This window comes from uncultured Sphingomonas sp. (genome assembly GCF_913776855.1).
Taxonomy (GTDB): domain Bacteria; phylum Pseudomonadota; class Alphaproteobacteria; order Sphingomonadales; family Sphingomonadaceae; genus Sphingomonas.
On the sequence record NZ_CAJYQD010000002.1, the window covers coordinates 1 to 17,961 of the forward strand.

Below are 17,961 nucleotides of genomic sequence, written 5' to 3' on the forward strand. Positions count from 1 at the left end.
TCGATCAGGTCGATCGCCTCGATGCTCGGCAGCTGCGCCTTGCCATAGCGGCCGGGCAGCTTGACCTCGGTATAGCGGCCCTGCGCGACCTGTTGCCGGGTTTCGATCGCAGGCGTCGCGCTGGCGAGGATCACCGGGCATTTTTCGAACAGCCCGCGCATCACCGCCACGTCGCGCGCGTGGTAATGCACGCCCTCTTCCTGCTTGAAGCTGGTTTCGTGCGCCTCGTCGACGACGATCAGTCCCAGATCGGCATAGGGCAGGAACAACGCCGACCGTGCGCCGACCACGACCTTTGCCTGGCCGCTGGCGATCGCCCGCCACGCGCGGCGGCGCTGGGTGGAGCGCAGGTCGCTGTGCCACGGCACCGGTTCGCAGCCGAACCGCGCGGTGAAGCGCTTCAGGAACGGTTCGGTCAGCGCGATTTCGGGCAGCAGCACCAGCACCTGCCGGTCCTGCCGGATCGCCGCCGCCACCGCTTCGAAATACACCTCGGTCTTGCCCGATCCGGTCACGCCGTCGAGCAGGAAGGGGTGGAAGCTGTGCGCGTCGACCGCCCCGGTCAGCGTATTGGCCGCCGCCTGCTGTTCGTCGGACAGCGCCGGCTGGTGATGGTCGGGGTCGGGCGTGGCATAGGGCTGGTCGATATCGACCGACACCGCCTCGATCGCGCCGAGCTTCACCAGCCCGCGGATCACCGCATCGGACACGTCGGCAATGCCCGCCAGCTCGCGCACCAGTCCGCGCCGCTCGCCGATCCGCTCCAGCGCCTGTTCACGCTGCGGCGTCATCCGGTCGGGCACCACCCCCGTCGCGCGGTATTCGATGGCGAGCTTCGCTCCCTCCAGCGCCGAATTGGAGGCAAGGCACATGCGCAGCACGGAGGCGGGGGCGGCGAGATAATAGCCCGCCGTCCATTCGACCAGCCGGCGCAAGGGGGCGGCGATCGGCGGCACATCGGCGACGTCCAGCAGCGGGCGCAGCCGGTTGTCGCCGACCTCCTCCGCCGCCAGCCGCTCGGCATCCCACACCACGCCCAGCAACTGGCGCGGCCCAAGCGGAGCGGTGACGATCGAACCCGGCTCGACGCTCATGCCATGCGGCACACGGTAGTCGAGCGGCCCGAGTGCGGCGTTGAGCAGAAGGACGCGGGCGCGGGACATGGACGCGTAGATAGGGAGGACACGGTGAATGGGAAACCGCTACCGCTCCTTGAGAAGAACGTGCCCCCGCGCAGGCGGGGGCCCAGGGTCCAGCAGAATCGCAGCGTCGTGGCTGAAACCCTGGCCCCCCGCCTGCGCGGGGGACGGATCATTCTCGCGGGCCGCTACAGCGCCAGCCGCACCGTCGCCCGGATGTCGCGCCCGGCAAGCGGGGCGTAGTCTTTCAGGAAGCTGGCATGACGGCGTGCCTCGACATCGAAGATGTTGTTCGCCGACAGCAGCAGCGTGGTCTTGCTGTCCCGTCCGAACGGCCGCAGCGACACCGACGCGTTGACCATCGTATAGGCCGGCGTCGTCGTCTCCAGATCGGCCACACGGTCCTGCCGCGTCACATGCTCGACCTCGCCGCGCACCTGGACCATCCGGCCCTGTGCCTCGATGCCGCCCAGCACGCGCAGCGGCGGGATGCGCGGGGCGGGGCCGCGATCGACGATCGTCGCGCGGGTATAATCGGCCACGCCGTCGATATTGATCGCCGTCTCGCCGAACCTGGCAAGGCGCGCCGACGCTTCGGCCTCGAACCCCCACAGCCGGGCATCGGCCTGGCTGTACTGGAACACGGGCAGGTCGTCTTCGACCGCGCCGGTCGGGTTCTCGTAGATGAAGTTGCGGAACCAGTTGTGATAGGCCGAAAGGCCGAAGCTGTAGCCGTCGCCCGACCCCTTCAGCGTCGCTTCGATGCCGTCGCTGATTTCCTTGGCAAAGGCCGGATTGCCGACCTCGAACGCCTGGGTGCCGGCGTGCGGGCCATTGGCGAACAGCTCCTCGGCCGATGGCGCGCGTTCGGTGTGGCTGCCGTTGATGCCGAAGCGGATATTTTCGGCCAGCCCGACACTGCCGCCCAGCGACCCGGAGAAGCTGTTGAAGCTGCGGCGGATATTGTCGTTGCCCAGCAGGTCGTCGGCGGCGGCGCGCGCGACGGTATATTCGTATCGCCCGCCGGCTTCCGCCCGGAATGCGCCCATGTCGAACGACTGGAGCGTGAACAGGCCGAACTGCTGCGTCTCGCTCTTGGGCAGGAATTTCTCGTCGCCGACGATGTTCAGGTCGCGGATGAACATCTGTCCGCCGACCGCGCCGCGCCAGCCGCCGCGGGCCGCCTGGACCAGTTCCAGCCGAGCCTCCAGCCCGCGATTGAAGAAGCTGGTGCCGATCGCGCCGGTATCCTCGATCTCGTCATGGCGGTAATCGGCGAAGCCGGCGCGCAGGCGGATCTTTTCGAGGACGTTGCCGCCCGTCTCCACCTCGGCGCGCATGTCGGCGCGGGTCTGCTGGACGTGGAGCGTCACCTCCTCCGCCTCGCCGCCGTCCAGCGAGTAGCGGATCGGCACGCCATAACGATTGTCGAGATGGCTGACCGAGAAGCCCAGATTGCCGGTGTCGGTCACGACCGCCGCACCGCCGGCCACTTCCCACATTTCCGACTGCGAATTGGGCAGCTTGCCGCGCAGGTCGGCCAGGTCGCGCACGTCGGGATCGGCGCTCGCCGCCGCCTGACGCCGCAAGGGGCGCGACAGGATATAGCCGCCGGTGTCGAGATCGTCGGTCTTGCCATAGGTGCCGTCGAGGTGGAACACGACCTTGTCGGTCACCGGCACATCGACCGCCGCCGACCCGCTACGCTCGTTCGCGGCGGAGCCGTAGGATGCCAGTGCATCGACATGGATCGGCTCGTCGGGCACGCGGCGCGGAATGCGGCTGTCGATCACGTTGACCACGCCGCCGATCGCCGACGACCCGAACAGCAGCGCGGAGGGACCACGCAGCACTTCGATGCGGTCGGCGGTCAGCGGGTTGATCGCGACGGCATGGTCGACCGAGGTGTTGGACACGTCGAAGCTGCCGATCCCGTCGGTCAGCACGCGCACGCGTTCCCCCTGAAGCCCGCGCAGCACCGGGCGCGACGCGTTGGGGCCGAAGCTGGTGGCCGACACGCCGGGCTGGCGGGCCAGCGTCTCACCGATGGTCGGGCGCAGCTCACGGGTCAGCGCCTCGCCGCTCAGCACGCTGGTGCCCGACAGGATGTCGGCCTGGTTGCGCTGGTACGGGGCGGTGACGATGATCTCGGGCGGGGCATCGCTATGATAGCCGTCGGAGGCCGGCGTGTTGCTCTGGGCAAAGGCGGCGGCGGGCAGGACCAGGGCGGTGGTCGACAGCCACAGGGCGGGACGGAACATTGCGGTTGCACTCCAGTTTACGACGACTCGATCCGGTAGCGCAATATGATACAACATACCACCATCTTTGTGCGTCGCAGCGGTGGGTCGAATTGCCGCTTCCTTCCATCGGGTTGCACGCCTTGGCGTTTCCGGCGAAGGTCGCGTCCATGACGAGCCAGACCCCCGCATCGCCCGCCGAACCCGTTGCAGATGCCGAAGCCGCCGACGACCGCCGCTACCGCGCGCCCGCGCTGGAAAAGGGGCTGGACATCCTCGAACTGCTGGCCGGGGTGACGACGCCGCTGACGCTGACCCAGATCGTGCAGCGGCTGGGCCGGTCGCATGGCGAGCTGTTCCGCATGGTGCAGGTGCTGGAATATCGCGGCTATCTGTCGACCGAGGCGGGGGGCGACGGCTATACGCTCAGCGACCGGCTGTTCTCGCTCGGCATGAACCAGCCGCGCACCCGCTACCTGATCGAGGTGGCGTTGCCCGAAATGCGACAACTGGCGCAGGAAACCGGCCAGTCGTGCCATGTCGCGGTCCACACCATGGGCGACATGGCGGTGATCGCGCGGATGGAATCGGCCGATCAGCTCGGCTTCTCGGTCCGCGTCGGCTATCGCCGACCGCTGCTGCAGGCGGCATCGGGCGTCGTCCTCTACGCCTTTCAGCCCGACGACGTGCGCGCGCGCTGGGAAGCGCTGCTCGACCCGGTGCCGACGCCGGAGGCGCTGGCCTCGTTCCGCGCCCATGCCGAGGAAGTGCGCGCATCGGGGATCGAACGCACGCCCAGCCGCTTCGTCGGCGGAGTCACCGACCTGTCGGCACCGATCCTGCGTGGGCGTGGCGCGGCGGCGGCGCTGACCATGCCGTATCTGTCGAAGCTGGGGGAGGACGACGCGATCGACGCGGCGGCGGCGGCGGTACAGGCGGCGGCGGAGCGCATTTCGGCACAGCTGGTCGACGACGACCATCATCCGTGAACAGGCACGACGGTCGATCCTTTCGATACCTTCGCGCGGACGGGGGTACGGTCGGGGACGGATCAGGCATGACGGCATAACCCTGCGACGCTTTCCGGTTGCAAGGAAAAGCCTGTTCAAATATGAAAACGCTTCGGCGTCGGGGTTGACGACCGGAACGGGGCGGATCGAACATTCACGGGCGTCGCTCCATGGGGGCTGCGCATGACGATCATCACCCGGCTATCGGTCCACGACATCCGGTTTCCGACCTCCGCCTTTCTCGACGGATCGGACGCCATGAATCCGGAACCGGATTATTCGGCGGCCTATTGCATCCTAGAAACCGATACGCCGGGGCTGGAAGGGCACGGCCTCACCTTCACCATCGGGCGCGGCAACGACCTGTGTTGCGCGGCGATCGCCACGCTGGCACCGCTGATCGAAGGGCTGGCGCTCGACGATATCCGTCGCGACGGGGCAGGGTTCTGGCGGCGGATCACCGGCGACAGCCAGTTGCGCTGGGTCGGCCCGGAAAAGGGGATCATCCACCTCGCGACCGGTGCGGTCGTCAATGCGGTGTGGGACCTGTTGGCCAAGGCGGCGGGCCTGCCGCTGTGGGACTATATCGGATCGATGACTCCGGCCGAGATCGTGCGGCTGATCGACTTCCGCTACATGACCGACTGCATCACCCCCGACGAAGCGCTCGCGCTCCTGGAGGAACGGGCGATCGGCAAGGACGAACGGCGCACCACGCTGCTGGCGGAGGGCTATCCCGCCTATACGACCTCGCCCGGCTGGCTCGGCTATTCGGACGAAAAGCTGGTGCGCCTGTGCCGCGAGGCGGTGGCCGATGGTTTCACCCATATCAAGCTGAAGGTCGGCGGCGATCCCGAAAACGACCGCCGCCGCGTCGCGCTGGCGCGCGAGACGGTCGGGCCGGACATCGACCTGATGATCGACGCGAACCAGGTGTGGGAGGTCGATCAGGCGATCGCGCGGGTCAACGAACTCGCCTTCGCCAGGCCGCGTTTCATCGAGGAGCCGACCTCGCCTGATGATGTGGAGGGACACCGCGCGATCCGCGAAGGGGTGAAGCCGGTCCAGGTCGCGACCGGCGAGATGTGCCAGAACCGCATCGTCTTCAAACAGTTCATCATGCGCCACGCGCTGGACGTCGTGCAGATCGACGCCTGCCGCCTGGGCGGGGTGAACGAGGTGCTGGCGGTGCTGCTGATGGCGGCCAAGTTCAACCTCGCCGTCTGGCCGCATGCCGGTGGCGTCGGCCTGTGCGAATATGTCCAGCACCTGTCGATGATCGACTATCTGTGCTTTTCGGGCGTGAAGCACGAGCGCGCGGCCGAGTTCGTCGACCATCTGCACGAACATTTCCTCGACCCGTGCGTGGTCGAAAACGGCGCCTATCGCGCGCCCTCGCGGCCCGGTTATTCGATCGAGATGAAGCGGGAGTCGATGGAGGCACATCGCTGGACGGGCGGCGCAAGGGCTTGAGCGGGTAGAACGTCACTCCAGCGAAGGCTGGGGTCTCAAGCGGTTCCTGTCCCGCCTGGTCACCGGGAGATCCCAGCCTTCGCTGGGATGACGGTCGAGCCGGGATTATCCGGCTAAACCACCCCCCGCGACAAATTGCGACAACCTTCGCATTGCGCCATTCGATGTGGTGCGTATGAAATCGGCAATGAAACTTTCGGATGTGGCGGCGGTTATGCGTCGGCGCATTCGCGCCGCTTTCCTGTCACAAAGGTTGCCGCTCTTGATTCGATCCGCGTCGCCGCGCGTCCGCCCGCTGTTGATCCTGCCCGCCCTGATCGCGCTGTCCGCCTGTGGCGGCGGCGGTGAGAAGGCGACGAAGAACGGGCGCGGCAATCAGGGGCCGGCACAGGTCGGCTTCGTCGTGGTGCAACCCACCAGCGTCGCCCAGACCGCCGACCTCGCCGCGCGCGTCGTCGCGTTCCAGCAGTCGGAGGTCCGCCCGCAGGTCGCCGGCATCATCCGTAAGCGCTATTTCACCGAAGGCACGCTGGTCCGTGCCGGACAGACGCTCTACCAGATCGACCCGCGCCTCTATCGCGCGCAGGCGAACGAAGCGACCGCAAACCTGAACAGTGCCCGCGCCAATGCGGAGGCGACCCGCGTCCGCGCCGACCGCTATCGCCCGCTGGCGGAGATCGAGGCGGTCAGCCGCCAGGACTATACCGACGCCGCCGCCCAGGCGCGCCAGGCCGCCGCCGCCGTAGAACAGAGCCGCGCGCAGCTCGAAACCGCCCGCGTGAACCTGTCCTTCACCAACGTCCCCGCGCCGATCACCGGCCGCATCGGGCGCAGCTATTTCACCGAAGGCGCACTGGTCACGACCAATCAGACCGATCCGCTGGCGGTGATCCAGCGACTCGAACCGATCTTCGTCGATATCCAGCAATCCGCCGCCGACCTGCTCGCGCTGCGCCGCGAACTGGCCAGCGGCGGGGTGGTCCCGGCATCCGCCAGTGTCCGGCTGAAGCTGGAAGATGGCAGCGACTATGGCCAGACCGGCCGGGTCGAATTTGCGGAGGTGATGGTCAATGCCCAGACCGGCACCGTTACGCTCCGCGCCCGCTTCCCCAATCCGCAGGGCATGTTGCTGCCCGGCATGTTCGTCCGTGCGCAGTTCGCGCAGGCGATCGACCGGCAGGCGATCCTCGTCCCGCAACAGGCGGTGAAGCGCGATCCCAAGGGGCAGGCGACCGTGTTCATCGTCGGGCCGAACGATACCGCCGTGCAGAAGGTCGTGCAGGCCGACCGTGCCCAGGGCGAATTCTGGGTCGTGACCGGCGGCCTGAACCCCGGCGACAAGGTGATTACGCAGGGGACCGCGAACCTGCGGCCCAATGCGAAGATCAAGCCGGTGCCGGCCAATACGCCGCAACGGATCCAGGCCAGGCCCGCCGGTGAACAGCCCTCCGCGCCCGCAAAGGCGGGATAAGCGATGTCGCGTATCTTTATCGCCCTGGCCCGGATCGCCTGACATATGTCACGTATTTTCATAGACCGCCCGATCTTTGCCTGGGTGATCGCGATCATCGTGATGCTGGGTGGTCTCGGTGCGATCCTGTCGCTGCCGATCGCGCAATATCCCGACGTGGCCCCGCCGCAGGTCAATATCCGCGCGACCTATCCGGGTGCGAATGCGGAAACGATCCAGAACTCCGTCACCCAGATCATCGAACAGCAGCTGACCGGCATCGACGGCCTGCTCTATTTCAGCTCGCAGAGCAGTTCGCGCGGGCAGGTGACGATCAGCGCGACCTTCGACAAGGGCGTCGATCCCGACATCGCGCAGGTGCAGGTCCAGAACCAGGTGCAGCAGGCGCTCAGTCGCCTGCCGCAACAGGTGCAGCAACAAGGCATCCGTGTCACGAAGTCGAACCCCGACTTCCTGATGATCGTCGGCATCTTCGACGAAACCGACCAGCGCACCAATGGCGACGTGTCGGACTATATGGAGGCGAACCTCGTCGAGCCGCTGGCGCGGATCAACGGCGTCGGTGAAACCAACGTCTTCGGGTCGCAATATGCGATGCGCATCTGGCTCGACCCGGCCAAGCTCGCGTCCTTCTCGCTGATGCCGGGCGATGTCGTCACCGCGATCCAGGCACAGAATACCGAAGTCGCGGCAGGCGAACTGGGCGGCCAGCCGACCGGCCCCGAACAGCAGCTGAACGCCACCGTCACCGCGCAGTCGCGGCTGCAGACCCCGGCGCAGTTCCGCGCGATCATCCTAAAAACGCTGCCCGACGGATCGACCGTCCGCCTGTCCGACGTGGCGCGGATCGAACTGGGGCAGGAAAACTACAGCGCTTTGAGCCGGGTCAACGCCCATCCCGGTGCCGGCCTCGCCATCAGCCTGGCGCCCGGCGCGGATGCGCTGGAAACCGCGGAACTGGTGAAGGCGGAGGTGGAGCGCCAGTCGGCCAAGTTCCCCGCCGGGCTGACCTTCGCCTATGCCAACGACACTACCGCCTTCATCAAGCTGTCGATCGAGGAAGTGGTCAAGACGCTGGTCGAGGCGGTGATCCTCGTCGTCATCGTCATGTTCGTGTTCCTGCAAAGCTGGCGCGCGACGCTGATCCCGACGATCGCGGTCCCGGTCGTGCTACTCGGCACCTTCGGCATCTTCTATCTCTTCGGCTTTTCGATCAACACGCTGACGCTGTTCGGGCTGGTCCTCGCCATCGGCCTGCTGGTCGACGACGCGATCGTGGTCGTGGAGAATGTCGAGCGCCTGCTCGACGAAAATCCCGACATGTCGCCGCGCGAGGCGACGATCGAATCGATGAAGGAAATCCAGGTCGCGCTGGTCGCGATCGGGATCGTGCTGTCGGCGGTGTTCCTGCCGATGGCGTTCTTCGGCGGATCGACCGGCGTGATCTATCGCCAGTTCTCGGTAACGATCGTTGCCGCCATGATCCTGTCGGTGCTGGTCGCGCTGATCCTGTCGCCGGCCCTCACCGCGACGCTGCTGAAGCAGAAGAAGCGGGGCGACGACGGCAGTCTCGAAGGCGGTTGGCTGGAGCGCAAATTCCCGCGCGTCGCCCATATCGGCGAACGGCTGCGGAACGGCTTCAACACCCGGTTCGACAAGGGCGTCGAGAAATACGAACGCGGCGTCATCCACGTCATCGACCGCAAATGGCTGTACCTGCTGCTTTATGCGGCGGTGCTGGCGATCCTCGCGCTGCTGTTCTTCCGCCTGCCGACCAGCTTCCTGCCGACCGAGGATCAGGGCGCGGCCTCGATCCGGTTCCAGCTGCCCGCCGGCGCGACCCGTGGCCGCACCGAAGCGGTCCAGCGTGAGGTCGAGAAATATTTCCTGACCTATGAAAAGGACAATGTCCGCACCCTGCTGGCCGTCGCCGGTGGCGGCGGCGGTGCGTCGGGCCAGAATACGGGGCAGGGGTTCATCAACTTCACCGACTGGGCCGAACGTCCGGGCAAGGAAAACGGCGCCGATGCCATCGTCGCGCGCGCGTCCGCCGCCTTCCGGGGGTTCCGCGATGCGCAGGTCTTTGCGCTGCTGCCGCCTGCCGTGCGCGGGCTGGGACAGGCGAACGGCTTCACCATGGAGCTGCAGAACGCCAGCGGGATGAGTGCTGCGGAATTTGCCGAGGCGCGCGACAAGCTGCTCGCCGCCGCCAATGCCGATCCGATGCTGACCGGCGTGCGCCTGTCCGAACTGCCCGACATCGCCACGCTGAACGTCGACATCGACCAGCAGCGGCTGTCGACGCTGGGGCTGGCGCAGAACGACGTGAACAACACGCTGTCGACCGCCTGGGGTGGCCGCTACGTCAACGACTTCATCGATCGTGGCCGGGTGAAGCGCGTGTTCGTGCAGGGCGACGCGCCCTATCGCAGCGAACCCGCCAACCTGTCGCAATGGTTCGTGCGCGGGTCGAACGGGCAGATGGTGCCCTTCTCCTCGTTCGCCCGCACCGGCTGGACCGTCGCGCCGACCACCCTCTCGCGCTTTCAGGGCCTGCCGTCGTTCGAGTTTCAGGGGCAGGCGGCACCCGGCGTCAGCTCGGGCGAGGCGATGGACCGCATCGCCGAACTCGCCGGACAGATTCCGGGGACCAGCGTCGCCTGGGCGGGGCTGTCGTTCCAGGAACGGCTGTCGTCGGGGCAGGCGCCTTTGCTCTACGGCCTGTCGATCCTCGTCGTGTTCCTGTGCCTCGCCGCTCTCTATGAAAGCTGGTCGATCCCGATCGCGGTACTGCTGGTCATCCCGCTGGGCCTGATCGGCGCGATCGCCTTCGTGACGCTGCGTGGCCTCGAAAACGACGTCTATCTGCAGATCGGGCTGCTCACCACGATGGGCCTCGCCGCCAAAAACGCGATCCTGATGATCGAATTCGCCGAACAGGCGGAAAAGAAGGGTGCGCGCGTCATCGATGCCGCGCTGGAGGCGGCACGTATCCGTCTCCGCCCGATCCTGATGACCAGCCTCGCTTTCATCTTCGGCGTGCTGCCGCTCGCCATCTCGACCGGCGCCGGCGCCAACAGCCGTATCGCGATCGGCACGGCGGTGATCGGCGGCATGTTCACCGCGACCGTGCTGGCGATCTTCTACATCCCGCTCTTCTTCGTGCTGGTCCGGCGCGGGGTCCGCGACGGTCTCGCCAAGCTGCGCCACCATCCGCCCAAGGAGGCCGACGCATGAAGCGGCTGACGATCCCGCTTATCGCCGCGCTGCTGGCGGGCTGCTCGATGACCCCGGCCTATGAACGCCCGACCGCGGTCGTGCCGCCGTCATGGCCGGTCGGCGACGCCTATCTGCGGCAAAGCGAGGCGAGCCTGCCCGCGCTGACCTTCGAACAGGTGTTCACCGCGCCCGGCCTGCGCACGCTGGTCGGACAGGCGCTGGTCAACAACCGCGACTTGGCGGTCGCCGCCGCCAATATCCGCGCCGCCCGCGCGCAATATCGCATCCAGCGCGCCGATTTGTTGCCGCAGGTCGATGCCTCCGCCCGCTACAGCTATCGCGGGACCGGCAGCAACGGCACGACGACGATCCCGACCACGGGCGGCGGCACCGGCACTGGCAATGGCGGCACCGGCACCGGCAATGGCGGCACCGGCACAGGCACGGTCGTCACCAGCAGCCGTTCGCCCAGCAGCTTTTCGGTCGATCTCGGCGCGACCGCGTTCGAACTCGACCTGTTCGGTCGCGTCCGCTCGCTGACCGAGGCCGAACAGAATCGCTATTTCGCGACCGAAGCCGGCGCCCGCGCGACCCGCCTGACGCTGGTCGGCGACATTGCGGAAGCATGGGCCAGCTATGGCGCCGACCGCAGCCTGATGACCGTGGCGGAGGCGACGGCGGCGAGCGCCCGGCGCAGCGTCACGCTCACCCGCGCCCGGCTGCAGGGCGGCATCGCGCCGCGCACCGACCTGCGCCAGGCCGAACAGATCCTGGCGACCGCCGAAAGCGACCTTGCCGAACAACGCACGCAATTGGCGCAGGACATCAACGCGCTGCAACTGCTGGTCGGCGCGCCCATCGACCCCGCATTGCTGCCGACGTCGATCGATGTCGCGCTGCCGACGATCGCCAACCTGCCGGCGGGCATCGACTCCTCGATCCTGCTGCGTCGTCCCGACGTGGTGCAGGCCGAATATGCACTGCTCGCCGCCAATGCCGATATCGGCGCGGCGCGCGCAGCCTTGTTCCCGCGCCTGTCGCTGACCGGGCTGGTCGGCTTCGCCAGCGACGCGCTACGCACGCTCTTCACCGGCGGCGCGTTCAGCTATTCGGTCGCGCCCTCGCTCAGCTACCCCATCTTCCGCGCCGGCGCGGGGAGGGCGGGCGTCGAGTTCAGCAAGGCACAGCGCGACGCCCTGCTCGCCACCTATGAACGTACCATCCAGGAGGCGTTCCGCGACGTATCCGACGCGCTCGCACGACAGGGCACGATCGCCGAACAGACCCGCGCCGAACAGGCCAATCTGGTCGCGGCGCAGGACACGTTCCGCCTGACGGAGGCGCGATACCGGGGCGGGATCGACACCTTCCTCACCAGCCTCGATGCGCAGCGTAGCTATTACAGCGCACAGCGCCGACTGGTCGCGACGCAACTGGTGGCCGCGACCAACCGTGTGACGTTGTACCGGTCCTTGGGTGGCGATTCGCTGCTGGAGGCCGGGCCCAACGGCCCGGTGCCGGTGACGCCGGGGGCAGGCGTAGGAACCACAAACGTCATCCCAGCGAAGGCTGGGATCTCTCGGTAAGGAAGCGCGCGCCTCGCCGCGCGAGACCCCAGCCTTCGCTGGGGTGACGGCACGGGTTCAAGCCACCGCGAGCCACCCCGCCGGGTCGTCATCATTCGCCGCCTTGCGCGCCACCCGTGCCGCCCGCGTCCGCCGCCCGCGCGAGCGCGGTAACACCCGCGCCACCCACAGCTTCAGCGACGTGCCCCGCACCGCGCCCGCCACTGCCAGCGCGGCGAGCATCGCGTCGAGATAGGCGGCGACATCGACCGCCATCAGCACGCCGGCCAGTTCGGGCGACCCCATCGCCGATACGATAATCATGTCGCCGCCCATCCAGACCACGGCGCCCGCCGCCGCCGACAGGATCGCGAACAGCGCCCAATGCCCCGGCGTCAGCGCGGCGAACCGCCGCGCCACCGGCACGACCAGCAACCCGGCCAGCACCCGCGCCACCGGCACCTCCGGCCACAGCCGCAGGACGACGATACAGCCAACGAAGAAGGCAGCGACGATCAGCATAGGGTTCTCCTCCGCAACGACATGGGGCGTCGGCGCCGCCGCGTAAAGATCAGCCTCCGTCGACGATCAGGTCGACCGACGTGCCCCGCCCCTCCGGCGACAGGAACACGGCATAGGCGGCATTGCCACGCGTGCCGCCCAGCACATGCTGGTCACCCTCGGCCTGATGCTCCGCCGAATAGCCGCCCTTCTTCGCGCGGGTGTAATACCAGTCGACCATGCGATCGACCGGCTGGGCGATGGTGAAGCTGACCACCCGCATCCGGCAACCATCGGCATCGGTGCCGGCCGCTTCCGACAGGCGCGCATCGGGGTGCAGCGCGAACGCGGCGGGCAGGCGGTTGGCCCATGCCGCGCTGTACGCGACCTTCGCCGCGCACTGCCGGTTGCCAGCCTTCTGCACCGACGCCAGCTCACCCAGCGTCAGCGCCTCGCGCCCGCCCTTGCACGACGGGCACGCACCGGGCTTCGGCGCCGATTCGAGCGATTCGGCATTGGCCCCGCTGCCCGATGCGACATTGGCGGCGGGTGCTGCAGCACTGTACGGCTTGTCGGCGGGCTTGACCGCGCCGTTGCCCGATTGGCCGGTCAGGCTGGGATCGACCATGATCTGGTCCTGCAACGCCGCCGTCACCGCCGGATCGCCGGCATTGCCGCGCAACAGTTCGGCGTCCAGCGCGTCGGTATCGTTCGCGGGCGGCGTGCCCTGGTTACAGGCGGTCAGCAGCGCCAGCGGCAACAGGATCGAAACGGCACGAATCATCGTCGACGCACTCCGCGGGGTCAGGACCGCCGGACGCTACGCCCGCGCGGTTAAGATTCCACCGTATCGGAAAAATGCACCGGCGCCATTGCCCCGAACGGCCGGCGGGGCCATGTCCTGTCCCATGTTGAACATCGTTTCGATCCTGATCGGCCTCGTCGCGCTGGTGATCGCCATCCCCGCGCTCATTCCCGTCGTCTCGCTGATGAACTGGATCGCCTTCCCGATCGCGCTGGTCGGGTTCGTCGTCGGGCTGCTGTCGTCGAAGAATACCGGCCGCAACCTGAACCTCGTGATCCTGATCATCGCGGGTCTCCGCCTGTTCCTGACCGGCGGCCTGATCTGATCGAATGAACGAGGGGGCGGACCGGCAGGGGCTGGCGTTCGGCGTCGGCGCCTATGCGCTGTGGGGCCTGCTGCCCCTGTATTTCCGGCTGCTGGGGCCGATCGACGCGGGGGAGATCGTCGCGCAGCGCGTGCTGTGGTCGGCGTTGCTGGTCGCGGCCATCGTCGTCGCCGCCCGGCGTGGGAGCCAGTTGCGGGCGGCGTTCGCCAACCGCCGCGCGCTCGCCAACCTGATCGCCAGCGCCGCGTGCATCGCGATCAACTGGCTTGTCTATGTCTGGGCGGTGCTGCATGGCGAAGTGCTGGCCGCCAGCCTCGCCTATTTCCTCAATCCGTTGCTCAACGTCCTGCTGGGCGTCGTCCTGCTCGGCGAACGGATGAACCGGACGCAGGGCGCGGCGGTCGCGCTGGCCGGGGCGGGGGTGGCGCTGTTCGCGTTCGGGTCGTCGTGGATCGCGCTCGGCATCAGCCTCAGCCTCGCGATCAGCTTCGCGCTCTATGGCCTGATCCGCAAGACGGTGTCGGTCGGCGCGCTGGAGGGGTTGATGGTCGAAACCACGCTGCTCGCCCCCGTGGCGCTCGGTTACCTGCTGTTCCTGTCGACGAAACAGCCGCTGGCGTTCGATCAGGGGGCGGGCATGGCCGGGCTGCTGGTGCTGGCCGGGGCGGTCACCACGGCGCCGCTGCTGCTCTTCTCGGCCGCCGCGCGTCGGTTGCGGCTGGCGACGATGGGAATGCTGCAGTTCCTTGCGCCCTCGCTCCAGTTCGTGCTGGCGATCGCCATATTCGGCGAAACGTTGACGCCGGTCCGGATGGGGTGTTTCGCCCTGATCTGGGCGGGCCTCGCCGTCTATATCTTGGGCGGGCGCAAGCCGGGGCGGCGCGAAGCCGCCCCGACCAGAGCCTAGGGATTTAGCGGCAGACCACCTGACCGCGATCGACCGAACGACCGAGCAGCGCACCCGCGCCGCCACCGATCAGCGTGCCCAGCAGGCCCGAATTGCCACCCGCCAGAACGTTGCCCAGCACGCCGCCACCGATCCCGCCGATGATCAGGCCGGTGGTGCCGTCGCTGCGGCGGCAGTAATAGCGGTTGTCCTGCCCGCGATAGATGCGGTCGTTCCGCGTCAGCGCGCGCGACTGGTAATAGCGGCCGTCGCGATAATAGCGGTCGGCATAATAGCGGTTCTGCCCCGGTTCGAACCGGTTGTAGTTATAGTTGCGATAGCCGCGCCAGTCGCGCTGGTCCCGGCGCAGGTCGCGGCGGGCGTCGTTGACATCGCGGCGATATTCGCGGTCCGCGCGGCGCACGTCGCGGGGGCTGTCGGCATTGCGCAGGTCGCGGCGATAGTCGCGGCGCGCGTCGCGGATTTCATCGCGATATTCCTGGCGCGGGGTCTGTGCCATCGCCGGGGCGGCGGCAATCGTCGGCAGGGTCACGGCCGCAACCATTGCGGCTAGGATCGGGGTACGCATCGCTCTACTCCTGTTCAGAGGATGGGCAGTAGAACGATGCGGTCCCGCGCGAAGTTGCGTGAACGGAAAACTACTTCCCGTTCATTTTCACGTCATGCATATTGTTCGCCGGGATAGGCGAACAACAGGTCGGCATCGCCGCTCGACTGCAGCTGCACTTCGCCTTCGAAGGTCAGGCAGTCGCCGGCGGCCCATGCCGTGCCATCCGCCGTCCCGCTGCCGGTGACCGGCACGAACCAGCCCTTGACGCCGGCCGGCACGGTTACGGTGCGCGCGCCGCCGGTCCAGCGTTCCAGCACGAATTTCGGCCCGTCGACCAAGATCGACCGATCGTCGGCGATCCTGCCCGGCGCCGGCGGTGCCACGAACGGCCGCGCGTCCGACACCGCGACGCCATCGTCGAGGTGCAGCTCGCGCGGACGGCCATAATCGTACAGCCGGTACGTCGTTTCCGAATTCTGCTGGATCTCGATCAGCGTGATCCCGGCGCCGATCGCATGGACCGTGCCCGACTTCGCATAAAAGAAATCGCCGGCCTTCACCGGCTTCCAGTCCAGCTTCTGTTCGATCGACCCGTCGAGCGCCGCATCGCGCAGCTGTTCGGCGGTCATCGGTTCGAGGGTGCCGAGCGCGATGGTCGAATCGGCCTCGGCCGCCAGCAGCGTCCAGCATTCGTCCTTGCCGCGCGGCAGGCCGCGGGCCTGTGCCTGCGCGTCGTCAGGATGGACCTGCACCGACAGTTTTTCCGACGTGAACAGATATTTGACCAGCAGGTCGGGCGTGTCGTCGCCCGGCGTCTTGTACCAGATTTCGCCGACCGGGTCCTGATCGGCGGGCTGGTCGGCAAAACCGAAGCCCAGGGTGTGGCGACCCCATGGCTTTTCGACACGGTGCATTTCGAGCTTGGTGACCGGCACTGTACGCGCTCCTGAACGGCGTTGAACGGGTTGGATGGCTCATGCGCGAAAGGGACTGTTCGCGCTACCCCTGTGGCAGTAGAAGCGTCGCCCATATGCGTACCGTATCGACCCGCGCGTCTGCGCTCATCCTCGTCGCCATCGCCGGTCTCGGCCTTTCCGGCTGTGCCCGTGGCGGCGCCGGTGCCGGCCGCGACCTGCCCTATGTCGCGCGCGACGTGGGCACGCTGTACACCGCTGCAAAGGACCGGCTCGACCGCCACCAGTACAAGGTGGCCGCCGCGCTGTTCGACGAAGTGGAGCGCCAGCACCCCTATTCGGTCTGGGCACGTCGCGCGCAGCTGATGGGCGCGTTCAGCTATTATCTCGACGCGGACTATACCAAGGCGATTGCCGGCGCGCAGCGTTTCCTGTCGGTCCATCCCGGCAACCGCGATGCGCCCTATGCCTATTACCTGATCGCGCTGAGCTATTACGAACAGATCAGCGACGTGACCCGCGACCAGAAGATCACGATGCAGGCGATGGATGCGCTGGGCGAACTCTCGCGCCGCTATCCCAACACGCCGTACGCCGCCGACGCCCGGTTGAAGCTCGACCTGGTGCGCGATCACCTCGCGGGCAAGGAAATGGAGATCGGCCGCTTCTATCAGCAGCGCGGACAGTGGCTGGCGGCATCGATGCGCTTCCGCTCGGTGATCGATCAGTACCAGACGACGACCCACGCGCCTGAGGCGCTGATGCGCCTGACCGAAACCTATCTCGCGCTGGGCGTACCGAACGAGGCGAAGAAGTCGGCGGCGGTGCTGGGCGCCAACTATCCCGGCACCGATTGGTACAAGCGCGCCTATGACCTGATCCAGGACAAGTCGCCCCCGCCGCCCAAGCCCATCCCGGTGAAGTACGCCCCGCCCGCGCCGCCGCCCACCGGCACGGTGACGGTCGAGCCGGGCGACGACCCCGTGCCTGCGCCCAAGACCCCGCCGGCCGTAACCCCGTCGCCGACCGGCCCGACGACCGGTGGCACGACCACCGGTGCGGCCGGCCCGTCGGGGAACTGACCTTCCGTCATTCTCGCGAAGGCGGGGGCCATAAACGTGGCCGCTGCACTTCGTTGACACATTCGTCATCCCCGCGAAGGCTGGGATCTCCCGCTGACAGCACGGGACAGGAGCCGACAAAGACCCCAGCCTTCGCTGGGGTGACGGTTCCTGTTAAACGGAACAGGGCGGCTCCAACGGATCGAACCCCCGCGCCATCCGTTCGCACCCCATGCCGCACGAAGCCATTTGTTCTTGCCTCGTTCCGCGGCTATGGAGGGCGCGATGCTGACGGCGCTTTCCATCCGTGACGTGGTGCTGATCGAGGCGCTCGACCTCGATTTCGCCGCTGGCCTGGGCGTATTGACCGGGGAAACCGGCGCGGGGAAATCGATCTTGCTCGATGCGCTGGGCCTCGCGCTCGGCGCACGCGGCGATACCGCGCTGGTTCGCCACGGCGCGAAACAGGCCGCCGTCACCGCGATCTTCGCAGCACCCGTGCCAGATGGCCCGGTCGCCCGGCTGTTCGACGATAACGGCCTCGACCTCGAACCCGGCGAACCGCTCATCATCCGCCGCATCGTGAAGGCCGATGGTGGCAGCCGCGGCTTCGTAAACGATCAGCCGGCCTCCGCCGGCCTGCTGCGCGACCTTGCCCCGCATCTGGTCGAAATCCACGGCCAGCATGACGATCGCGGTCTGCTCAACCCGCGCGGCCACCGCGCGCTGCTCGACGGATTCGGTCGGGTCGACACCGCCCCGCTGTCGCGCGCCTATCGCG

Annotated in this window: 15 protein-coding genes; 9 read left to right on the forward strand and 6 right to left on the reverse strand. The window is 67.6% G+C overall.

Features of this window, described 5'->3' with window-relative positions; translation table 11 throughout:
* Positions 1 to 1,163, reverse strand: a 1,163-nt coding sequence (locus QZ755_RS00595) for a DEAD/DEAH box helicase (RefSeq protein WP_294318420.1), incomplete at its 3' end; no start/stop codon positions are given.
* A gap of 164 nt (positions 1,164 to 1,327) precedes the next feature.
* Positions 1,328 to 3,400 carry a TonB-dependent receptor gene (locus QZ755_RS00600; protein WP_294318422.1) on the reverse strand — a complete coding sequence of 691 codons (2,073 nt, stop codon included), beginning with the start codon at positions 3,398 to 3,400 and terminating at the stop codon, positions 1,328 to 1,330.
* A 149-nt stretch (positions 3,401 to 3,549) separates the two neighbouring features.
* Between QZ755_RS00600 and QZ755_RS00605 the strand changes: the two genes are divergently transcribed.
* The 5 genes from QZ755_RS00605 (at position 3,550) to QZ755_RS00625 (ending at position 12,138) form a co-directional block, all read left to right on the forward strand.
* Positions 3,550 to 4,368, forward strand: a complete 819-nt coding sequence (locus QZ755_RS00605; protein WP_294318425.1) for a helix-turn-helix domain-containing protein — start codon at positions 3,550 to 3,552, stop codon at positions 4,366 to 4,368.
* 204 nt (positions 4,369 to 4,572) lie between these two features.
* Positions 4,573 to 5,862 carry an L-fuconate dehydratase gene (locus QZ755_RS00610; RefSeq protein WP_294318428.1) on the forward strand — a complete coding sequence of 430 codons (1,290 nt, stop codon included), beginning with the start codon at positions 4,573 to 4,575 and terminating at the stop codon, positions 5,860 to 5,862.
* 316 nt (positions 5,863 to 6,178) lie between these two features.
* On the forward strand, positions 6,179 to 7,333 hold the full coding sequence (locus QZ755_RS00615; protein WP_294318457.1) for an efflux RND transporter periplasmic adaptor subunit: 1,155 nt from the start codon (positions 6,179 to 6,181) through the stop codon (positions 7,331 to 7,333).
* A gap of 45 nt (positions 7,334 to 7,378) precedes the next feature.
* Positions 7,379 to 10,570 carry an efflux RND transporter permease subunit gene (locus QZ755_RS00620; RefSeq protein ID WP_294318430.1) on the forward strand — a complete coding sequence of 1,064 codons (3,192 nt, stop codon included), beginning with the start codon at positions 7,379 to 7,381 and terminating at the stop codon, positions 10,568 to 10,570.
* Positions 10,567 to 12,138 carry an efflux transporter outer membrane subunit gene (locus tag QZ755_RS00625; protein WP_294318433.1) on the forward strand — a complete coding sequence of 524 codons (1,572 nt, stop codon included), beginning with the start codon at positions 10,567 to 10,569 and terminating at the stop codon, positions 12,136 to 12,138. Before QZ755_RS00620 ends, QZ755_RS00625 begins: the two co-directional genes overlap by 4 nt.
* Before the next feature lie 57 nt (positions 12,139 to 12,195).
* Here the strand turns inward: QZ755_RS00625 and QZ755_RS00630 are convergent, their stop codons facing one another.
* Positions 12,196 to 12,639, reverse strand: coding sequence for a hypothetical protein (locus QZ755_RS00630; RefSeq protein ID WP_294318436.1), 444 nt, complete (start codon positions 12,637 to 12,639; stop codon positions 12,196 to 12,198).
* A 49-nt stretch (positions 12,640 to 12,688) separates the two neighbouring features.
* Positions 12,689 to 13,402 carry a hypothetical protein gene (locus tag QZ755_RS00635; protein WP_294318437.1) on the reverse strand — a complete coding sequence of 238 codons (714 nt, stop codon included), beginning with the start codon at positions 13,400 to 13,402 and terminating at the stop codon, positions 12,689 to 12,691.
* A gap of 124 nt (positions 13,403 to 13,526) precedes the next feature.
* Between QZ755_RS00635 and QZ755_RS00640 the strand changes: the two genes are divergently transcribed.
* Both QZ755_RS00640 and rarD read left to right on the forward strand, forming a co-directional pair.
* Positions 13,527 to 13,748, forward strand: coding sequence for a hypothetical protein (locus QZ755_RS00640; protein WP_294318440.1), 222 nt, complete (start codon positions 13,527 to 13,529; stop codon positions 13,746 to 13,748).
* A 4-nt stretch (positions 13,749 to 13,752) separates the two neighbouring features.
* Positions 13,753 to 14,655: an EamA family transporter RarD gene (rarD, locus tag QZ755_RS00645; RefSeq protein WP_294318442.1), complete on the forward strand. Its 903-nt coding sequence runs from the start codon at positions 13,753 to 13,755 to the stop codon at positions 14,653 to 14,655.
* A gap of 4 nt (positions 14,656 to 14,659) precedes the next feature.
* On the opposite strand, the gene QZ755_RS00650 is transcribed toward rarD, so the two are convergent.
* Positions 14,660 to 15,223, reverse strand: coding sequence for a glycine zipper 2TM domain-containing protein (locus QZ755_RS00650; RefSeq protein WP_294318445.1), 564 nt, complete (start codon positions 15,221 to 15,223; stop codon positions 14,660 to 14,662).
* A gap of 92 nt (positions 15,224 to 15,315) precedes the next feature.
* Positions 15,316 to 16,140, reverse strand: coding sequence for a class I mannose-6-phosphate isomerase (locus QZ755_RS00655; RefSeq protein WP_294318448.1), 825 nt, complete (start codon positions 16,138 to 16,140; stop codon positions 15,316 to 15,318).
* 95 nt (positions 16,141 to 16,235) lie between these two features.
* On the opposite strand from QZ755_RS00655, the gene QZ755_RS00660 reads away from it, so the two are divergent.
* Entirely contained in the window at positions 16,236 to 17,201 is a 966-nt protein-coding gene (locus QZ755_RS00660; RefSeq protein WP_294318452.1) for an outer membrane protein assembly factor BamD, read from the forward strand.
* Positions 17,202 to 17,465: 264 nt separating this feature from the next.
* Positions 17,466 to 17,961 (forward strand): AAA family ATPase (locus QZ755_RS00665; protein ID WP_294318454.1); only part of this gene is annotated, 496 nt, incomplete at its 3' end.

What these genes read in the sequence shown, in the direction of transcription:
- QZ755_RS00625 (WP_294318433.1), top strand. Translation starts at nt 10,567, where the DNA reads ATGAAGCGGCTGACGATCCCGCTTATCGCCGCGCTGCTGGCGGGCTGC.
- QZ755_RS00650 (WP_294318445.1), bottom strand. Translation starts at nt 15,223, where the DNA reads ATGCGTACCCCGATCCTAGCCGCAATGGTTGCGGCCGTGACCCTGCCG.
- QZ755_RS00620 (WP_294318430.1), top strand. Translation starts at nt 7,379, where the DNA reads ATGTCACGTATTTTCATAGACCGCCCGATCTTTGCCTGGGTGATCGCG.
- QZ755_RS00600 (WP_294318422.1), bottom strand. Translation starts at nt 3,400, where the DNA reads ATGTTCCGTCCCGCCCTGTGGCTGTCGACCACCGCCCTGGTCCTGCCC.
- QZ755_RS00635 (WP_294318437.1), bottom strand. Translation starts at nt 13,402, where the DNA reads ATGATTCGTGCCGTTTCGATCCTGTTGCCGCTGGCGCTGCTGACCGCC.
- QZ755_RS00660 (WP_294318452.1), top strand. Translation starts at nt 16,236, where the DNA reads ATGCGTACCGTATCGACCCGCGCGTCTGCGCTCATCCTCGTCGCCATC.
- rarD (WP_294318442.1), top strand. Translation starts at nt 13,753, where the DNA reads ATGAACGAGGGGGCGGACCGGCAGGGGCTGGCGTTCGGCGTCGGCGCC.
- QZ755_RS00630 (WP_294318436.1), bottom strand. Translation starts at nt 12,639, where the DNA reads ATGCTGATCGTCGCTGCCTTCTTCGTTGGCTGTATCGTCGTCCTGCGG.
- QZ755_RS00605 (WP_294318425.1), top strand. Translation starts at nt 3,550, where the DNA reads ATGACGAGCCAGACCCCCGCATCGCCCGCCGAACCCGTTGCAGATGCC.
- QZ755_RS00610 (WP_294318428.1), top strand. Translation starts at nt 4,573, where the DNA reads ATGACGATCATCACCCGGCTATCGGTCCACGACATCCGGTTTCCGACC.
- QZ755_RS00640 (WP_294318440.1), top strand. Translation starts at nt 13,527, where the DNA reads ATGTTGAACATCGTTTCGATCCTGATCGGCCTCGTCGCGCTGGTGATC.